The sequence below is a fragment of the Microbulbifer echini genome, assembly GCF_041447225.1.
GTDB lineage: Bacteria > Pseudomonadota > Gammaproteobacteria > Pseudomonadales > Cellvibrionaceae > Microbulbifer > Microbulbifer echini.
Genome location: NZ_JBGMEL010000009.1, coordinates 172,944 through 189,053, shown reverse-complemented (window position 1 = coordinate 189,053; position 16,110 = coordinate 172,944). Strand labels below are relative to the sequence as shown.

The 16,110-nt window shown below is 54.2% G+C and carries 14 protein-coding genes and 1 tRNA gene; 12 read left to right on the top strand and 3 right to left on the bottom strand.

Features of this window, described 5'->3' with window-relative positions; translation table 11 throughout:
- Window positions 1-2,773 (top strand): beta strand repeat-containing protein (locus ACCI51_RS11020; RefSeq protein WP_371843583.1); only part of this gene is annotated, 2,773 nt, incomplete at its 5' end.
- A 158-nt stretch (window positions 2,774-2,931) separates the two neighbouring features.
- Here ACCI51_RS11020 and ACCI51_RS11015 read toward each other — a convergent pair.
- Window positions 2,932-3,018, bottom strand: a tRNA-Leu gene (locus tag ACCI51_RS11015).
- A 244-nt stretch (window positions 3,019-3,262) separates the two neighbouring features.
- Here ACCI51_RS11015 and rnr point away from each other — a divergent pair.
- The 6 genes from rnr (at window position 3,263) to ACCI51_RS10985 (ending at window position 10,128) form a co-directional block, all read left to right on the top strand.
- The gene (gene rnr, locus ACCI51_RS11010) at window positions 3,263-5,992 is read left to right on the top strand and encodes a ribonuclease R (protein WP_371843582.1); all 2,730 of its coding nucleotides are present in this window, start codon (window positions 3,263-3,265) and stop codon (window positions 5,990-5,992) included.
- Between the two features lie 12 nt (window positions 5,993-6,004).
- Entirely contained in the window at window positions 6,005-6,760 is a 756-nt protein-coding gene (gene rlmB / locus ACCI51_RS11005) for a 23S rRNA (guanosine(2251)-2'-O)-methyltransferase RlmB (RefSeq protein WP_371843581.1), read from the top strand.
- A gap of 237 nt (window positions 6,761-6,997) precedes the next feature.
- Window positions 6,998-7,552: an RNA polymerase sigma factor gene (locus ACCI51_RS11000; protein WP_299582158.1), complete on the top strand. Its 555-nt coding sequence runs from the start codon at window positions 6,998-7,000 to the stop codon at window positions 7,550-7,552.
- 18 nt (window positions 7,553-7,570) lie between these two features.
- Window positions 7,571-8,158 (top strand): hypothetical protein, encoded by a 588-nt coding sequence (locus ACCI51_RS10995; RefSeq protein WP_299582160.1) that lies wholly within the window; start codon window positions 7,571-7,573, stop codon window positions 8,156-8,158.
- 61 nt (window positions 8,159-8,219) lie between these two features.
- Window positions 8,220-8,765, top strand: coding sequence for a hypothetical protein (locus ACCI51_RS10990; RefSeq protein WP_299582162.1), 546 nt, complete (start codon window positions 8,220-8,222; stop codon window positions 8,763-8,765).
- Between the two features lie 52 nt (window positions 8,766-8,817).
- Window positions 8,818-10,128, top strand: a complete 1,311-nt coding sequence (locus ACCI51_RS10985; RefSeq protein WP_371843580.1) for a tetratricopeptide repeat protein — start codon at window positions 8,818-8,820, stop codon at window positions 10,126-10,128.
- A gap of 128 nt (window positions 10,129-10,256) precedes the next feature.
- Here the strand turns inward: ACCI51_RS10985 and ACCI51_RS10980 are convergent, their stop codons facing one another.
- Together ACCI51_RS10980 and ACCI51_RS10975 are read right to left on the bottom strand one after the other, a co-directional pair.
- Window positions 10,257-11,093, bottom strand: a complete 837-nt coding sequence (locus ACCI51_RS10980; RefSeq protein WP_371843579.1) for an isocitrate lyase/PEP mutase family protein — start codon at window positions 11,091-11,093, stop codon at window positions 10,257-10,259.
- A gap of 220 nt (window positions 11,094-11,313) precedes the next feature.
- Window positions 11,314-12,144 carry an alpha/beta fold hydrolase gene (locus ACCI51_RS10975; RefSeq protein ID WP_299582169.1) on the bottom strand — a complete coding sequence of 277 codons (831 nt, stop codon included), beginning with the start codon at window positions 12,142-12,144 and terminating at the stop codon, window positions 11,314-11,316.
- A 317-nt stretch (window positions 12,145-12,461) separates the two neighbouring features.
- On the opposite strand from ACCI51_RS10975, the gene rpsF reads away from it, so the two are divergent.
- The 5 genes from rpsF (at window position 12,462) to dnaB (ending at window position 16,067) form a co-directional block, all read left to right on the top strand.
- Window positions 12,462-12,905 carry a 30S ribosomal protein S6 gene (gene rpsF, locus ACCI51_RS10970; RefSeq protein WP_299582172.1) on the top strand — a complete coding sequence of 148 codons (444 nt, stop codon included), beginning with the start codon at window positions 12,462-12,464 and terminating at the stop codon, window positions 12,903-12,905.
- 12 nt (window positions 12,906-12,917) lie between these two features.
- Window positions 12,918-13,148 carry a 30S ribosomal protein S18 gene (gene rpsR, locus ACCI51_RS10965; RefSeq protein ID WP_299582174.1) on the top strand — a complete coding sequence of 77 codons (231 nt, stop codon included), beginning with the start codon at window positions 12,918-12,920 and terminating at the stop codon, window positions 13,146-13,148.
- 43 nt (window positions 13,149-13,191) lie between these two features.
- Window positions 13,192-14,034: a hypothetical protein gene (locus ACCI51_RS10960; protein WP_299582176.1), complete on the top strand. Its 843-nt coding sequence runs from the start codon at window positions 13,192-13,194 to the stop codon at window positions 14,032-14,034.
- A gap of 35 nt (window positions 14,035-14,069) precedes the next feature.
- Window positions 14,070-14,516 (top strand): 50S ribosomal protein L9, encoded by a 447-nt coding sequence (gene rplI, locus ACCI51_RS10955; protein ID WP_299582179.1) that lies wholly within the window; start codon window positions 14,070-14,072, stop codon window positions 14,514-14,516.
- Between the two features lie 108 nt (window positions 14,517-14,624).
- Window positions 14,625-16,067: a replicative DNA helicase gene (dnaB, locus tag ACCI51_RS10950; RefSeq protein ID WP_299582181.1), complete on the top strand. Its 1,443-nt coding sequence runs from the start codon at window positions 14,625-14,627 to the stop codon at window positions 16,065-16,067.
- The last annotated feature ends 43 nt before the right edge of the window (window positions 16,068-16,110 follow it).

Sequence of the window (16,110 nt, the reverse complement as noted above, 5' to 3'; positions counted from 1 at the left end):
TCAAGCCGACCAAGTGGTGCACAACGGGGTCACCATTACCGGCGCGGAATCCCTGAGCGCAGGCAATGGCCGCCTGAGCAGCAGCGAGGATGACCGTTACGCGTTCAACGCCGACGCCGATCAAGTCACCGTCGACAGCATGGTGTTTGCCAACCTCACCAGTATTGCTGCCAGCGGCAGCGCCGACAGTGTCAGCGGCGGTGCCAACCACGGCTGGGCCCTGACCGACGAAACCAATCAAGTGGTGCACAACGGGGTCACCATTACCGGCGCGGAATCTTTGAGCGCTGGTAATGGCCGCCTGAGCAGCAGCGAGGATGACCGTTACGCCTTCAACGCCGACGCCACCGCAGTCACCGTCGACAGCATGGTGTTTGCCAACCTCACCAGTATTGCTGCCAGCGGCAGCGCCGACAGTGTCAGCGGCGGTGCCAACCACGGCTGGTCCCTGACCGCTACTGCCAACCAAGTGGTGCATAACGGCGTACTTATCACAGGAGTGGAGTCCTTCAGTGGTGGCGCGGGCAGCTTGGACGGAGGGGAATTTGTCGATACGTTTACCCTGTCTAAGAGCAATAACAGCACCTTGATTCAAGTGGATGCTATGAGCTTCACCGGGCTCAATTCAATTGATGCAGCTGGAGGCTCAGATACGGTTGCCGGCGGAAATGATATCAGCGGTGAAGACTGGGTTCTGGGAGCTGACAGCGGCAGTCTCGCTGTTGCCGGAGTGAGCTTTGAGGGAATCGAGAAGGTTACTGCGGATGATGTGGCGGTGGATGCGGCTACTAATAATCAGGCCGATACTTTTGAATTGGCAGCATCCGGGCAGTCTCTCAAGGTTCGCGGCATAGCGTTCTCTTCTGTTGCCAGTGTTTCTGCGGGTAGCGGCAGCAGTGAAAGCGATAAGGTTCAGAGTGATGCCGCCACCTGGCAGTTGAGCGGGGCAAATGCGCTGGAGGTTAATGGTGTCCAATTTAGCGGTATCGATATCGCAGAAGCCAACAATGCGCAGTTGTACGGTACGGAGGGGAATGATGCCTTAACCTTAACCGAGTCTGGTATTTCTACAGCCGGAATAGCGTTTACTGGGATTAAGAAAGTCAGCGCTCAAGGTGGTACAGACAAGCTAACTGGCTCTGATGGCAATGATACTTTTACCCTGGCCTCGAATGGAGACATCACCGCAGCCGGTATTCTCTTTACCGGGCTCGAAAGTGTGGATACTGGTGATGGTGAGGATACGGTTAACGCCGCTGGTAGCGGCGCGAGCTGGACCTCTACTCGTAATGGCAATTCTCTAGAGAATGGCACTGCTCAGGCGACGGTAAACGGCCTGACTGTTTTGTTCAACAGTTTGGAGTTGGTTCAAGGGGTGGGAAGCTATATCGGCCAGGATATCGGCAGTACCTACGTGTTCGATAGCGTCAATAGCATGACGGTTGCCGGGGTGAGATTTGCGGACCTGGAGAGCCTCAGTGGTGGTAGTGGTAACGACACAATCGAGGGCGCCAATATTGACGCTGCTTGGGATATTAACGATTCACAACATACGGTAAAAGGCGGCGGCGAAACGCTGGTATTTAGCGGAATTGAATTGATTGAAGCGGGCAGTGAAAGGGATACCTTTAATCTGGGTGGCGGTGAGCTGACCTCTATAGATACCGGCGCCGGTGATGATAAAGTCATTCTATCCGGCACTTCCATTGGTAGCCTCTCTCTCGGAGAGGGAGATGACTACGTACAAGTGGATGTGGACAGCACTGATGCAGTAGCGCTCTCTGGTGGTGCTGGGCGCGACTCCTTCCAGTACAATCTGGGCGGAGATACTTGGCGAGTAAACTCTTCTGGTAACCAGGTAGGCAATTTTGATTTCTCCGGTTTTGAGCTGCTGGATAACACCTCTGACAGTCTCACTCTGGAAACTGACCTTACTTTTAATTTTGAAAACGGCGGAGTCAATTCCGGCAGTTTCAATGAAAACGGAGCGGGCCTGAAATTCACTAATAGTGGTATGCGTCTCGGTTACGATGGCACCGGGGATATCAATGTGCTGAGCAGTGCCAAAGGCACAATAGGCGGTAGCCTCAAGGCCAAGCATGCTGACTTGGTTGTCAGCGGTGATGTAAATATTGAGTCTGATGTCGATGCCTTGGCTATTTCCACTTCTGGGCCCGATATCGATATTACCGTTCTGGCAAAAGAAGATTTACTAATTGATGAAATCAATGCTGGCCGCGGTAATGTCCAGCTGACCAGTGCTGGGTTTGGTGATCTCACCGCCGAGACTTACGGTGATACGCATATTACTGCGGGCAATGTCACTCTGGGCACCGATACTCAGTTCTGGCGCATTATCGGTAGTGAACTTACACCGCTGCGTATGGATGTGACTACTAATGTGGAAATTGTTTCTGCCTCTTACTATGAGCCAGAGTTTATTGGCCAGGTGCCGAACTTCACCAGTAAGGGGGATGAACTGCAATCTATTGCCGGTGCGCAGGCGTCGCAGGGGCTGCGTTCCGCAATTCAAAATGGTGTTGAGGATTTCACCCAGGTTGATCCGGCCATCTTCAGTGCGGTGAAGCCCTACAGCAGCGGGGTCGATGCGCTGAATTCCCCGGAAATGCGCCTCAGATCTGGTGAGCTGTTGCCGGCAGCGGCACTCTCCGGGACGGAGGAGGGTGAAGATTCGGAGTTTGATGCCAGGCTGGAGGAGAATCAGGATGTCACCGCTGACTTCCGCGAGCAGGAGGTGCTGGCATCTAACTGAAACTGGGGCTGACGTGGCGCATTAATATAACCGGCTCTATTTTTGGGCCGGTTTTTTTGTGGGCCTTTAGCCAGCAAATAGGATGGAGCTTTTGAGATGGGAATTCGGTAACCCATAACGAAAAAAGGCCGACTCTTTCGAGTCAGCCTTTTTGGAATTGGTGCCCAGGAGAGGACTTGAACCTCCACGACCGTTAGGTCACTAGCACCTGAAGCTAGCGCGTCTACCAATTCCGCCACCTGGGCAAATCAACGTGTGCTCCGTTGAGGACGCGAACTATAGAGATCCGTAGGAAAGGTGTCAACGGGTTCACTGCGGTTTTTTCAACATTTTCCAAGAAGGTCTGGAAATGTGCTGAAATCGCTTATAATGCGTTCAACAGCGGCGAAACATTGAACAAAAAGCTTTCTATCTCTGCCGTCTGCCTTTGACCGGATAACCTCCGGAAGCCGCCCACCCTCGGCGGTTACCCCAACAACGGATGCTGTTTTGACACAAAAAATTACTTCAGAGCCCCTCAATGCTGATCCCCATGCCCAGCGTGAGGCGGAGAAATATGAAAAGCCAATCCCCAGCCGCGAATACCTGTTGCAGCTACTAGAGCAGCAAGCGGGGCCCGTGCCCTGGGAGTTTGTTGCGGATCTGCTGGAACTGGAGGATGAGGACCGCCGCGAAGGGGTACGTCGGCGCCTTATCGCCATGTCCCGGGATGGCCAGATCGCCAGCAATCGCGCCGGTGACTTTGGAGTATTAGATAAGATGAGTCTGGTTCGAGGCCGAGTAATTGGCCACCGCGATGGTTTTGGATTTGTTGTTCCCAGTGATGGCGGTACCGATCTCTACCTGTCCCACCGACAGATGCGCAAGGTGTTTGACGGTGATGAAGTTCTGGTGCGGGAAACTCCCGAAGGTTTTCGCGGCAAGCGTGAAGGCGCCGTGGTACGGGTGATTAAACACAACACCGAGCAGCTTGCGGGCCGTTTATATCTGGAAAATGGGATTTGCTTTGTGCGGCCCGATAACCCGCGGGTGAACCTCGATGTGATGGTGGCAGCGGAAGACACAGCTGGTGCCGAGCACGGTCAGTATGTGGTGGTGAAGATTGTCACCCAGCCGGGGCGCGATCGCGTACCGCAGGGGAAAGTGCTGGAGGTCCTCGGTGACCATCTTGCACCGGGAATGGAGATCGATGTCGCGATTCGCAACTACGGAATCCCCCATGTTTGGCCCACCGCTCTACAGTCCGAAGTGGAGGCTATTGCCGACGAGGTGCTGGAAGACGATAAGAAAGCGCGGGTAGATCTGCGCCAGTTGCCTCTGGTCACCATCGATGGTGAAGATGCGCGGGATTTCGATGACGCCGTGTACTGTGAGCTGTTGCCCGATAACACCTGGAAGTTGTTGGTGGCCATTGCCGATGTGTCTCACTACGTACGGCCAGGTTCGATTCTGGATGAGGAAGCCCATAGCCGCGGCAATTCGGTTTATTTTCCCGATTTCGTGGTACCCATGTTACCCGAGAAACTATCCAACGGGCTCTGTTCGCTCAATCCTGAGGTGGATCGATTATGTATGGTGTGCGAAATGCACATCGATCGTCGCGGTGAGATTAGCGATTTCCGCTTTTTCGAGGGGGTGATGCGCAGTCATGCGCGGCTGACTTATACCCAGGTCGGTGAAGTATTGGAGGAGCGGGACAATCGCGACAGCGGTCTGCGCAAACAGTACGCCGCATTGGTTCCGCACCTGGATAATCTGCACGACTTGTACCTGGCGCTGCGCAGTGCCCGTGATCGACGTGGGGCTATCGACTTCGAAACCACCGAAACCCGAATCCTGTTTGACCGCGAGCGCAAGATCGAGCGCATCGTGCCGATTACACGCAACGATGCGCACAAGTTAATCGAAGAGTGCATGCTGGCGGCGAATGTCTGTGCGGCCAACCTCATGGAGCTGTCGAAATTACCGGCGCTATTCCGTGTGCACGATGCGCCTAAAGAGGAAAAACTCAGCAACCTGCGCGAGTATTTGGGCGAGTTGGGCCTGCGCCTACCCGGTGGGGCTGAGCCTCAACCGGCGGATTTTCAGGCTCTATTAGAGCAGGTCGAGGGACGTGCCGATGCGCATATTATTCAGGTCATGTTGCTGCGCTCTATGAATCAGGCGGTTTACCAGCCGGAAAATAGAGGCCACTTTGGTTTGGATTATCGCGCCTATGCGCACTTTACCTCGCCGATTCGCCGCTACCCAGATTTGTTGCTGCACCGCGCGCTGCGCTGGCTGATCCGCAATGGCAGCGCCAATGAGCCTGCAGTGGCGCAGAAGATTCACGTCGTACCCGGTGCCAAGCCCATCGATCAGCAGAAAATTCTGCCCTACGACATGCCGGCGATGTTACAGCTTGGTGAACAGTGTTCCATGACCGAGCGTCGCGCCGACGATGCCACCCGGGATGTGGTCAGCTGGCTCAAGTGCGAATACCTGCAGGACCATGTGGGTGAGGTTTACCCGGGTGTCATTAGTGCTGTCACGGGGTTTGGCTTATTCGTGGAACTGGATAACCTCTATGTTGAGGGACTAATTCACGTCACTGCGTTGCCAAAAGACTATTATCGCTTCGAACAGGCGCACCAGCGTTTGATTGGAGAGCGTAGCGGCAAGCGTTACCACCTCGGTGACTCGGTTGCCGTCCAGGTGGCGCGGGTCGACCTCGATGAGCGCAAAGTTGATTTTATTCTTGAAGAACTTGTACCGCGCAATAAAGCAGCGCGGACGAAAGCAGAGACTACGAAAGTAAGTTCTCGCGCAATGGAGATGGCCGTGGAGCACCAACAGGAACGCGAGCGCCGCGGTAAGCAAGAAAAAGAGAGTGGCAGTAAGTCTCGTGCCAATCCATGGGGCAAGCGCGCGGAAACCTCAGAGGAAGTTGCGCCGATCCGCAAACGTAAAGTTGGTTCCAAAGAAGCCGTTGTTGTGGAAGATTCTGCACAGGAAAAGCGCCCGGCGGAGCAAAAAGAGTCGAGTGACAAAGCTGAACAACAAAAGGCTGATGCTCCGGCAAAGCGCCGTGGCAGTAAACGCACCCCGCCGCGTAAGGGAGGTAAACGCCCGGCGGTAGCTGCGCGCAAGGCTGCGCAAAAAGTAGATAAAGACAAGACGCGCAGCGGCAAAGTCAAAAAGAAGAAAAAAACTTCTTCTAACAGTAAAAAGAAAAAGTGATTGAGGAATACATTGAGCCAAGAATTGGTGTACGGCCTGCACGCGGTGCAGGCGCTTTTAAAGGGTTCTCCACAGAATGTGCAGGAGCTGATGTTATTGCGCGGACGCAAGGATCAGCGTTTGCAGAAAATTATTTTGCAGGCGGAGAAAAATGATATTGCCCTGAGCTTCGTTGACCGGCGCACTTTGGATGACAAAGTGGAAGAGGGTGCGAATCATCAGGGTGTAGTGGCACTCTGTGTCGGTAAAACCAAAGTCCATGATGAAAAATTTCTGTTGGAATTACTCGAGCAGCTTGATCAACGGGCCGAGGCGCCTTTCCTGTTGATATTGGATGGTGTCACTGATCCCCATAATCTGGGGGCCTGCTTGCGCTCTGCTGAAGCCGCCGGGGTACACGCCGTTATTGCGCCAAAGGATAAATCTGCGGGCCTTACGCCCACCGCGCGAAAGGTGGCTTGTGGCGCAGCGGAGGTTTTGCCCTTCGTCACAGTGACTAATCTCGCGCGTACCCTGCAGCAATTACAGCAAGCCGGGGTATGGATATTTGGCGCGGCTGGTGAGGCCACTCAGGATGTTTATCAGTCTCAGTTAACGGGCCCTATGGCTCTGGTGATGGGAGCCGAGGGCAGTGGTCTGCGCAGATTGACCCGAGAGCACTGTGACCATCTGATTAAAATTCCCATGGCCGGTGAAGTCAGCAGTCTTAATGTCTCTGTCGCTACCGGAGTCTGCCTATTTGAGGCGGTGCGCCAGCGCGGCGGCTGATTTTCTTTCCGAGTTTAATCCGGCTTCGCGACCCGGTGTTTACTGACGCCGGGTCGTGTATTGGCCCGGCGTAGCTTTTCACGTACAAATCCCTTTCACTGCTCCTCCCCAGCGAATTACTGCTAGATTTTTTCTCACTGCCATCATGTGGTTTCACTGTGCAGTTTTCATTTTATTTATGTCGCGAGTAGAGAAAAACTTGCGGACACCTTTTCCCTAATTTCCGGGAGTAGTGGTTTGTACGCCTGGCCCTCCAAATTACTGCTGCGGCGATCGAGTGGTGCTCGCTTTGCCGAATTCGTTCACCCACATATCCGTCAGCTCTATCGTATGGCCTATCGTTGGACCCGAAATCGAGAAGAGGCCGAAGATCTCGTACAGGATGTACTGGCCAGTTTGTTGGCGCGATCAGTGGCATTGGAAAAAATTGAGCGCCTGGGTCCCTGGTTAATCAAGGTGCTTTATCACCGTTATGTCGACCTCTACCGCAGGCGTCGCATCTCACCAATTGATTCTGAGGTCGATTGGCAAGAGGCGGCAGGCAGTGTATTTGAAGAGGAGCCCTATGCGCGGGTGGAAACTCAGCGCCTGTTGCTACAAGCCTTATCGACCTTAGAAGCGGGATGGCGCGATGCTGTTTTACTGCACGATGTGGAGGGCTATTCAGTACTGGAGGTGTCGGACATTTTGGATGTCAATGTGGGTACAGTGAAGTCGCGCTTGCATCGCGCACATAAAAAATTAAAAAAAATACTGGGCGAGGGAACCTATAGCGAGAGTCAGCCGTGTTAATGATTAGAGGAAACGGCAATGCTAAAAAATGACTTGGCAGATTTTTCAAGTGATGCGGATTTGGAGAGGCAGCTCAGGTGTCTGCCGGTTGAGGAGCCCGGCGATGATTTAGAAGAGCGCATTTTGGCATCCTTATTTGCTCGTCAGGAGGCACATGCTGCGTATTCTGCAAAGCGCCTCTCCGGTGGTAAATACCCGAAGCTGGGACAGCTGGCGGTAGCCGCTAGTTTTCTTCTAGTCATTACATTGGTAGCGCTGTTCGCCCCCTCAAAAAATTTGTTATCGGAAGTCGCATCGGTTTACACACCCGCGCATTCCAATCGGGCTCATACACAAGCGGCGACTTCACGGCCAGTGCATTTTGTGCTGCATAGTGGCCGGTCCATGCCGGGCGCGGTAATCCGGATAATCCTACCGGAGAATGTACGTCTCGAAGGGTATGCGAGCAGACAGGTATTGCAATGGCAGACGGATATTGCGGTTGGAAGTAACCGCCTGTCACTACCGGTGAAAGTTCTCGGCGATAGAGACGCGGGGGAGATATTGATTGAAGTGGAATATGGCGGGGCGAGTAAGCGCATGCGACAACGATTAACGCATTTGTGAACTCAACACCTCCCGCCGTATTGAATGGCAATGTACGTCACAACTTAGAGGTAACCAAGCGATGTGGAAACAGGGAATATTGGCGGCGAGTGTCGCTGCGACAGTGCTGTGCACCGGACCACTAATGGCACAGGAAATGCCTGAAGATCTGGATGTCACTTTAACCGTGGTAGAGGAGGACCAAGATGCGCTGGATGTGGTGAATAACATAGAGTTGCCGCCGGATCTGCAAGAAATTGCCGAGGAAACCATGGCCGCGGTGATGGAGGCGATGGCTTCCTCAGGGATGGGGGCCGAGCACAGCGAGGAAATTGAGGCGAAGATGCATGAGGCTATCGCGCGGCACCAGGAAATTATGGCCAGTGCGCGTCTCTCAGCGGAAGCGGCTAGGGAAGAGGCCATGCGAACAGCCGAGGTCGCCAGGGAAAATATCGAAGAAGCTGTGAAAAGTGCTATGAATGGTGCCGATATTCAGGGTGTGATCGAGCAAATGATGCAGGATATCTTGAGTAGTTTGCCAGTTGATATTCGCGATCAGATTTCAATGGAGCTCGATGGAATTTTGGGGCAAGTTCAGGAGGATTTACCCGATGGCCCGGATGCCTAACTGACGGATACGAAAAAACTTGATGACAGGGAATGTTTAGGAGTAATCCACAGTGCAACATGGGCAGATCGGAACAGTACTAATCACACTGATGGTATTGATACCTTCAGTATCTATGGCGGCGGATTCCTTTAGCGAGGCGACGGAGGCTTTTAAGCAGGGAAAATACCGTAAGGCGCTAAAGTATTTTGAGGCTGAGCGTGAGTCTGGCAATAACTCGGCAAAGATCAGATATAACACCGGCGTTACCCTGATGAAACTCGAGCGTTATTCAGAGGCCACGATTTATTTTCTCGGCTTGCTGAATGACGCTCGCTGGCGAGATCTGGCCCACTATAACCTGGCCATTGCTGCGGAGCGCAGTAAGCGAGAGCTGGTTGCGCTCAAACACTATCGTATTGTGCGGGAGGGAGCGGCCAGTGAAAAACTGCGAAACATGGCCGCTCGCCGCCTGCGTTTACTTGCCGATGCACATCGCGGAGAACAGGATAAACCCTGGTTGGCTACGGTTAGTTTGAGCGCCGGCCATGATGACAACGCTTATGCGTTGCAAAATGAATTGCTGGAAGAATCCTCAATCGGCGATGACAACTTCGCAGAATTTTTTGCCTGGGGGCAATATCGTTTTAGCGGATCGCAAGCAAATGGATGGCGGGTGCACGGTTACGGGTTTGGGCGGAAATATAAAGAGTATGAGAATCTTGATCTAGCCAGTGCCCGTGCAGCGTTTTCCCGAGATCAGCAGCGGTTTGGTTGGGCGACAGAGTTGGGCCTTGCGGCCGAGATGGTGACGCTGGGAGGAGAGTCTGTCACCCAGCAGGTGCGGTTACTTGCCAAGGCCTCAAAAAATTGGGGGCACTCAAAAGTAGCTATTTCCTACAGCCCAGGATACTACATTGGTGGCGATGAATATGCTTACCTGGATGGTTGGCGCCAGTTTTTTGATGTGAGTTTGCAGCGTGTATTATTTTCTGCCGAGGCTTCCGTTTTTTATCGTTTCGACTACAGCGATCGCGAAGGTCAAGTGAAATCCCAGGGGGATTACTACAGCTATTCTCCTGCCCGACACTCCTTGGGTGGGGCCCTGGCCTGGAACCTCTCTGCTAAGTGGAATTTTTCTACCGGCCTGGAGTATCGCAGTAGTCTCTATAACGAAAAAAATCGTATTACTGACAATGAAAGCAATATAGATTTTTACTACAGGGAGGCTGATAGGGTGAGATCTTGGTTGGCGGCAAAATTTCGAATTACTCCAGATTTTCATGTCAATGGAAAATATCAGTATATTGATAATAGTGAAAACCGGGACTTGTATTCCTATAGCAAAAGCGAGTTTAGTCTTGGTGTTGCTTATGTCTTCTGAGAGGAAGATAGAGAATCTAATCAATTTATAAATTACTTGGCGTTAGTGATGACTTTTTTCTAGGGAAAGTCATCACTGGTTTCAGCAGCTTTCTTGATCAAAACTAAAAAAACGCTGCTGAGAAACGCTTAATCTCTGTATTCGCTCAAGGGGGAACCTCTCTCTAAAACGAACACTTCACTATTTAAGTAATCATAATCCAGCGGGTGATCAAATATTCCAAAGGGGATTTTGTTTTTTAGAACGTCTTTCGATAAATGGTTAAATAGGGCATAGCTCGATTGGAATGGTGCTGCTCCATAACTCAATCTGCGAATGCCCGCTGTGTAGAATTGCGTCGGCGCCTCCATTCCAGGTAGCAACATTAAGTTGAGCGGGATAGTGATTTTCTTTGCAAGGCGCTGAGCCTTCGCCAGGGAGGTTAAACCCGGGATAAATCCTCCATTCGCACCGGCATTTTGATAGTGCAATAATCTTTGTATCACTTCACTGAGCGAATCTTCACTCTCATTTCCCCTGTTTAGGTATACGTCAGTCCGCGCATTAATAAAAAGTGATCGCCCCTGTAGGGCAGATCGAATGGATCGGATTTTTTCGCACAGTAATTGCGGGCTCCCGTTGCCATCCTCGATATTAATCCCTACGACACCGAGATCGCTCAAAGTTTTGACCAGCTCGGCTACCTGAATGGGGTCGGAGCTGTATCCATCTTCTATATCTATAGATACCGGTATCCGGGAAACACGCAAAATACGCTGAATGGCTCCGAGGTGTTCCGATACTGGTAGGCTGCCGCCATCCGCATAACCGAGTGACCAAGCGACCGCGGCGCTACTGGTGGCCAGAGCGGAGGCACCAACTGCCTGGCAAAGCAGCGCGCTGGCGGCATCCCAGATGTTGGGCAGAATGAGTACCTGATTACCTTGATGCAAAGTTTCGAATTGCTTGAAATGGTCAGTAGTCATCGAATTCCCCAGGCGATCGTTTATTGGTTTAGCTTGCTGGAAGACAAGTTACTTCCGACCTGCTGTGGATACTGGCCAGAATCGGAAGCGAACAGAAAATGACTGGGCGGAACGATGAAGGTCGCAGAGGGTGTCGCGGCAAAGAAAGCATTAAGGATGTGTTGATCATTAGAGGTCATCGCCTGGCGCCAGCTTTTAAATGGCGCCAGGGGAGCCGTTTTCAGTTCGAGATGGCGGGTTGCTGGGTCAGCCAACTGTCCACTTCGGCGACGATTGGGCGCGGATTTTTTATCCAGCTTAGATGCGGATTGCCTATAGGGTGCGTGGCGGCCATCTCGCGGGTTTCGCCATCCATAATCGCAGCCAGTCTGCGGGCTGCTTCTAGCGGTGCGAAAGGATCACCGGCCAGGGCGATATGAAGTGTGGGTTGGTCACTGGCTTTGCGTTCAATAAACTGTTTTTCCGGGGAAAAATGGCCGCTGAAGATCGCGCTGGCCCAGTCCTGCATCAGCTTGCGCGCTTCGCGCCAGCCAAAGCCCATTCGCGCGCCGGGGAAATAGCCCAGCACGCTCGATGTGGCACTGGCAATCGCGGCGAAAGTCAGCAGGGCATAACGCTGTAGCCCGTGCCAACTGCGGTGATCGACATGTCCTGAAGCAATGGTCACCACTTTGGCGTTGCCGGTCAGGCCCGCGCGCGCCGCCAGGGTGCTGGTTTGGCCGCCGATACTGTGGCCGAGAATCAGGGCCGGGCCGGCGGGGAAGGACTGCTCTAGCAGCTTCAGTAGCTGCGGGATAAATGTGAATACCAAATCGTCGTAACCGTAGTCGGCACTGCGGCTTGGTTTTGGCAGGCTGTCGCCTGTACCCGGTAGCTCGGTGATGGCGGTGCTGTAGCCGAGTCGCTGTAGCTCTTCGAGCAAAAGTCGGTAGCGATTGGCCGGTACCCCCATGGCGGGAATGACCAGGACGAGAGGGCTTTCGCCATTGTGAAAAGTGGCGACTGGCACCTGGAAGGCGCCAAATGTGAGATTGTGGATTTCTTGGGGCACGGTACTTCTCCCTGCAACTGGTGGCACTATATGCCAGCACAGTGGTGAAAACCCATGACCAGATCGCGCACTTCAGTGGCTTAATCCACGCAAGCACCGCCCCCGCCCGCGCATAACATCGATTGATACGCTGATTAATTGATCAATTTGCAACCGGGTTGGCGACGGCATCGGCCTAGATGAAATTGATCAACTTGCAACCAATCCCGCAACTGCCTAGAATACGCCGCCCGCAATGGGCTCGGTATCACCGCGCCTGTTGTACTCCTTGCCTCATCGGACTGTCCGGGAGGCTGATTAACCCGTAAGGAGCTAAAATGCGTCATTACGAAATTGTATTCCTGGTTCATCCGGACCAGAGCGAGCAGGTACCTGGCATGGTGGAGCGTTACACCGCTGCCATCAAGGACACTGGTGGTGAAGTTAACCGCCTGGAAGACTGGGGCCGTCGCCGTCTGGCTTACCCGATCAACAAGATCCACAAAGCTCACTACATTCTAATGAATGTTGAGTGCACTGAAGAAGCTCTGGAAGAGCTGACCACCAACTTCCGTTACAACGATGCGGTTATCCGTAATCTGGTAATCCGTGAAGACGAGGCGATCACCGATGAGAGCCCGATCATGAAAGCGGAAAAAGAAAGCCGTGAACGCAAGGCCGCCCGTGCAGAGCGCACTGAGCGTCGCGAGCGCACCGAGGAAGACAAGCCTTCCTCCCATGCCGCGGAAGAATCTTCCGATAACGCTGAAAGCGAAGAGTAAGGGGATAATCAGATGGCACGTTTTTTCCGTCGTCGTAAGTTCTGCCGTTTCACCGCGGAAGGTGTTAAGCGTATCGACTACAAAGATCTCGATACTCTGAAAGCCTACGTTTCTGAGACTGGCAAAATTGTACCGAGCCGTATCACCGGCACCAAAGCCAAGTATCAGCGTCAGCTGGCCACCGCGGTCAAGCGTGCACGCTACCTGGCACTGCTGCCGTACACGGACAGCCACGAAGTTTAAGCCGCAGTTTGCTTAGACTCATTAATAGAGAAGCTATCTAGATATGCGCGCCGTAGCTGAATTTATTATGCGCGGGCGCGTGCGGGCGGTAGTCCTCACCATGGTGGGGATACCGCTGATAAGCCCGGCAATCCTCGCTCTGGTGAGCTTGCGCCGCGGCGGCAGCGAAGGCCTGATGGTATTGGCCTGGGCGCTGTTGCCGATCGTCGTTATGGGTATGAGTGGCCATGTGCCACCCCTGGTGACCGGCATATCCGCCGGCCATTTCGCCGCAGTATTCTGCGGTGCCGTGGCGCTGCGCAGCCGCCGCTCATGGGTTGCCGCTCTGCTTGCAGTAACGGCGGCCTCGGCGGTGGGTATACTGCTCACCTCGGCTTTCAGTGGCGGCTTGCTGCAGGGCTTTATGCAGGCGCTTGAAAGCGCCGCGCAACAGCCCAACACTGTGCCGATGGAAGAGCTCAAGCAGGTGTTCTCAGGCGAGTTGCAGATCACTGGATATCTGAGCCTGATATCGGCGATGAGCGCCACACTGGCTTTGGTCTTGGGGCGCTACTGGCAGGCGCTGTTGTATAACCCCGGCGGTTTTCGCCAGGAGTTTCATCAGCTGCGTATGCCTCGGTGGCTGGCGGCACTAAGTATGCTGCTTTGGGTGTTGAGTCTGGTAACCCCAGGCTACGCCTTTTGGGGCGCCGTCATCGCCTTTCCGATGGTGGTGGCGGGCATTGCCCTGATTCACTGGCTGGTCGCCAGTCGCGGTTGGGGGATAGGTCCCCTGGTGGCGATGTATGTGATGCTGGTGATCGGTGGCCTGCCCCTGGCTGGATTCCTGTGTGGCCTGGCTCTGGTAGATAGCTGGATAGATATTCGCGGGCGCTCCACAAAATAGGCGCTCTCGCACAATACAAAATTGAGGAAACCGAGATGGAAGTTATTCTGCTCGATAAAGTAGGCAAACTGGGCAACGTGGGTGACCGCGTTGACGTAAAAGCCGGTTTTGGCCGCAACTTCCTGCTGCCGACTGGTAAAGCAATTCCGGCTACTGCAGCCAACGTTGCTGAGTTCGAAGCCAAGCGCGCTGAACTAGAAGCCGCGGCTGCTGCCAAGCTGGCAGAAGCCGACAGCCGTGCCACCAAGCTGGCTGGCCTGGTTGTTACCATCGCTGCCAACGCCGGTGACGAAGGTAAACTGTTCGGTTCTATCGGCACTCGCGACATCGCTGAAGCGATTACCGCTGGCGGTGTTGAAGTCGCTAAGGCTGAAGTGAAGCTGCCGGAAGGTGCTCTGCGCGAAGTGGGTGAGTACGAAGTAGACGTACAGCTGCACTCCGACGTGACTGCTGTAGTTAAAGTCGTAGTCGAAGCCGAATAAGGTTTTGCCGACAAGCAGTTGGTGCCATAGGCGCCAGCCGCGCTACAATCGGGCGCTGTACCCCACCGGGTCAGCGCCTGTTTTGTTTCTGGTATCCAGTAAAGCCCCATGATCGACGAATATCCCACGCCGCAAGAAGATATCCACAGTGAGGAGAGCTCTCCACTGCCGCATTCGGTAGAGGCGGAGCAGTCCGTGCTCGGTGGTCTGATGCTTGACCCGGGGCGCATCGATGCCGTTGCTGAGCAGTTGAGTGAAGAGGACTTCTTCACCGCCAGTCACCGCAAGATATTTGCGGTGATGGGTGAATTGAGCAATGGCGAGCAGCCTCTGGATATCGTTACCCTCGCCGAAGGGCTCGCCAGTCGCGACCTGCTCGGTGAAATAGGCGGTCCGGCCTATTTGGCGGAGCTGGCCGAAAACACCCCCTCCGCCGCCAATATCGTTGCCTACGCCAAGATCGTGCGCGAGCGCTCGATGTTGCGCCAGCTGATCGCCGCTGCCGGTGAAATCAGCCGCACTAGCTTCAATCCGGGCGGTCTCGCCTCCGCCGACCTGCTGCAGATGGCCGAGCGCCGCGTGGCGGAAATCGCCGAAGGGCGCGCCAAAGAGGGCGGCTTTGTCGGTGTGGATACCCTGCTGAAAAAAACCGTCGAGCGCATCGATGAGTTGTTCAAAACCGAGGGGGATATCACCGGCCTCAGTACGGGCCTCACCGAGCTGGACCAGCGCACCTCGGGTTGGCAGCCGGGCGAACTGGTGATCCTCGCCGCGCGCCCCTCCATGGGCAAGACTGCGCTGGCATTAAATTTTATTGAGAGCGCCATGCTGGTACAGGAGCGCCCGACTCTGGTATTCAGTATGGAGATGCCGTCGGACAGCCTGGTCATGCGGATGCTGTCTTCCATTGGCCGTATCGATCAGGGTCGTATCAGGAACGGCAAGCTGCAGGAAGAGGATTGGCCCAAGCTCTCCAGCGCCGTACAGAAAATGAAGGGCAAGGCCCTATACATTGACGATACCCCGGCGCTCAGCCCCAGTGAGGTACGCGCGCGCACCAAGCGCACGGTACGCGACCACATCAACAAACTGATGCGCGAAAATCCGCGTATGAGCCGCGAGGATGCCGAGGCCAAAAGTTTGCCTGCCATGATCATGGTGGATTACCTGCAGCTGATGCAGGTGAAGGGCTCTACCGAGGGACGTACCCAGGAGATCTCCGAGATCTCGCGCTCTCTCAAGGCGCTGGCGAAAGAATATGAGTGTCCGGTAATCGCCCTGTCGCAGCTCAACCGCGGTGTGGAGCAGCGGCCCAACAAGCGCCCGATGAACTCGGATCTGCGCGAATCCGGAGCGATCGAGCAGGACGCGGATGTAATTCTGTTTATCTACCGCGATGAGTACTACAACGAGGACAGCCCGGATAAGGGGTTGGCCGAGCTGATTATCGGTAAGCAGCGTAACGGTGAGATCGGTACTTGCCGCGCGGCGTTTATCGGTAAGTACACCCGCTTCGATAACTTGGCACCGGAATACTATCAGGGCGAGTAAGCCGCTCCCCGCCTCGGGTTAAAGCCACCGCCAGCCACGCTAT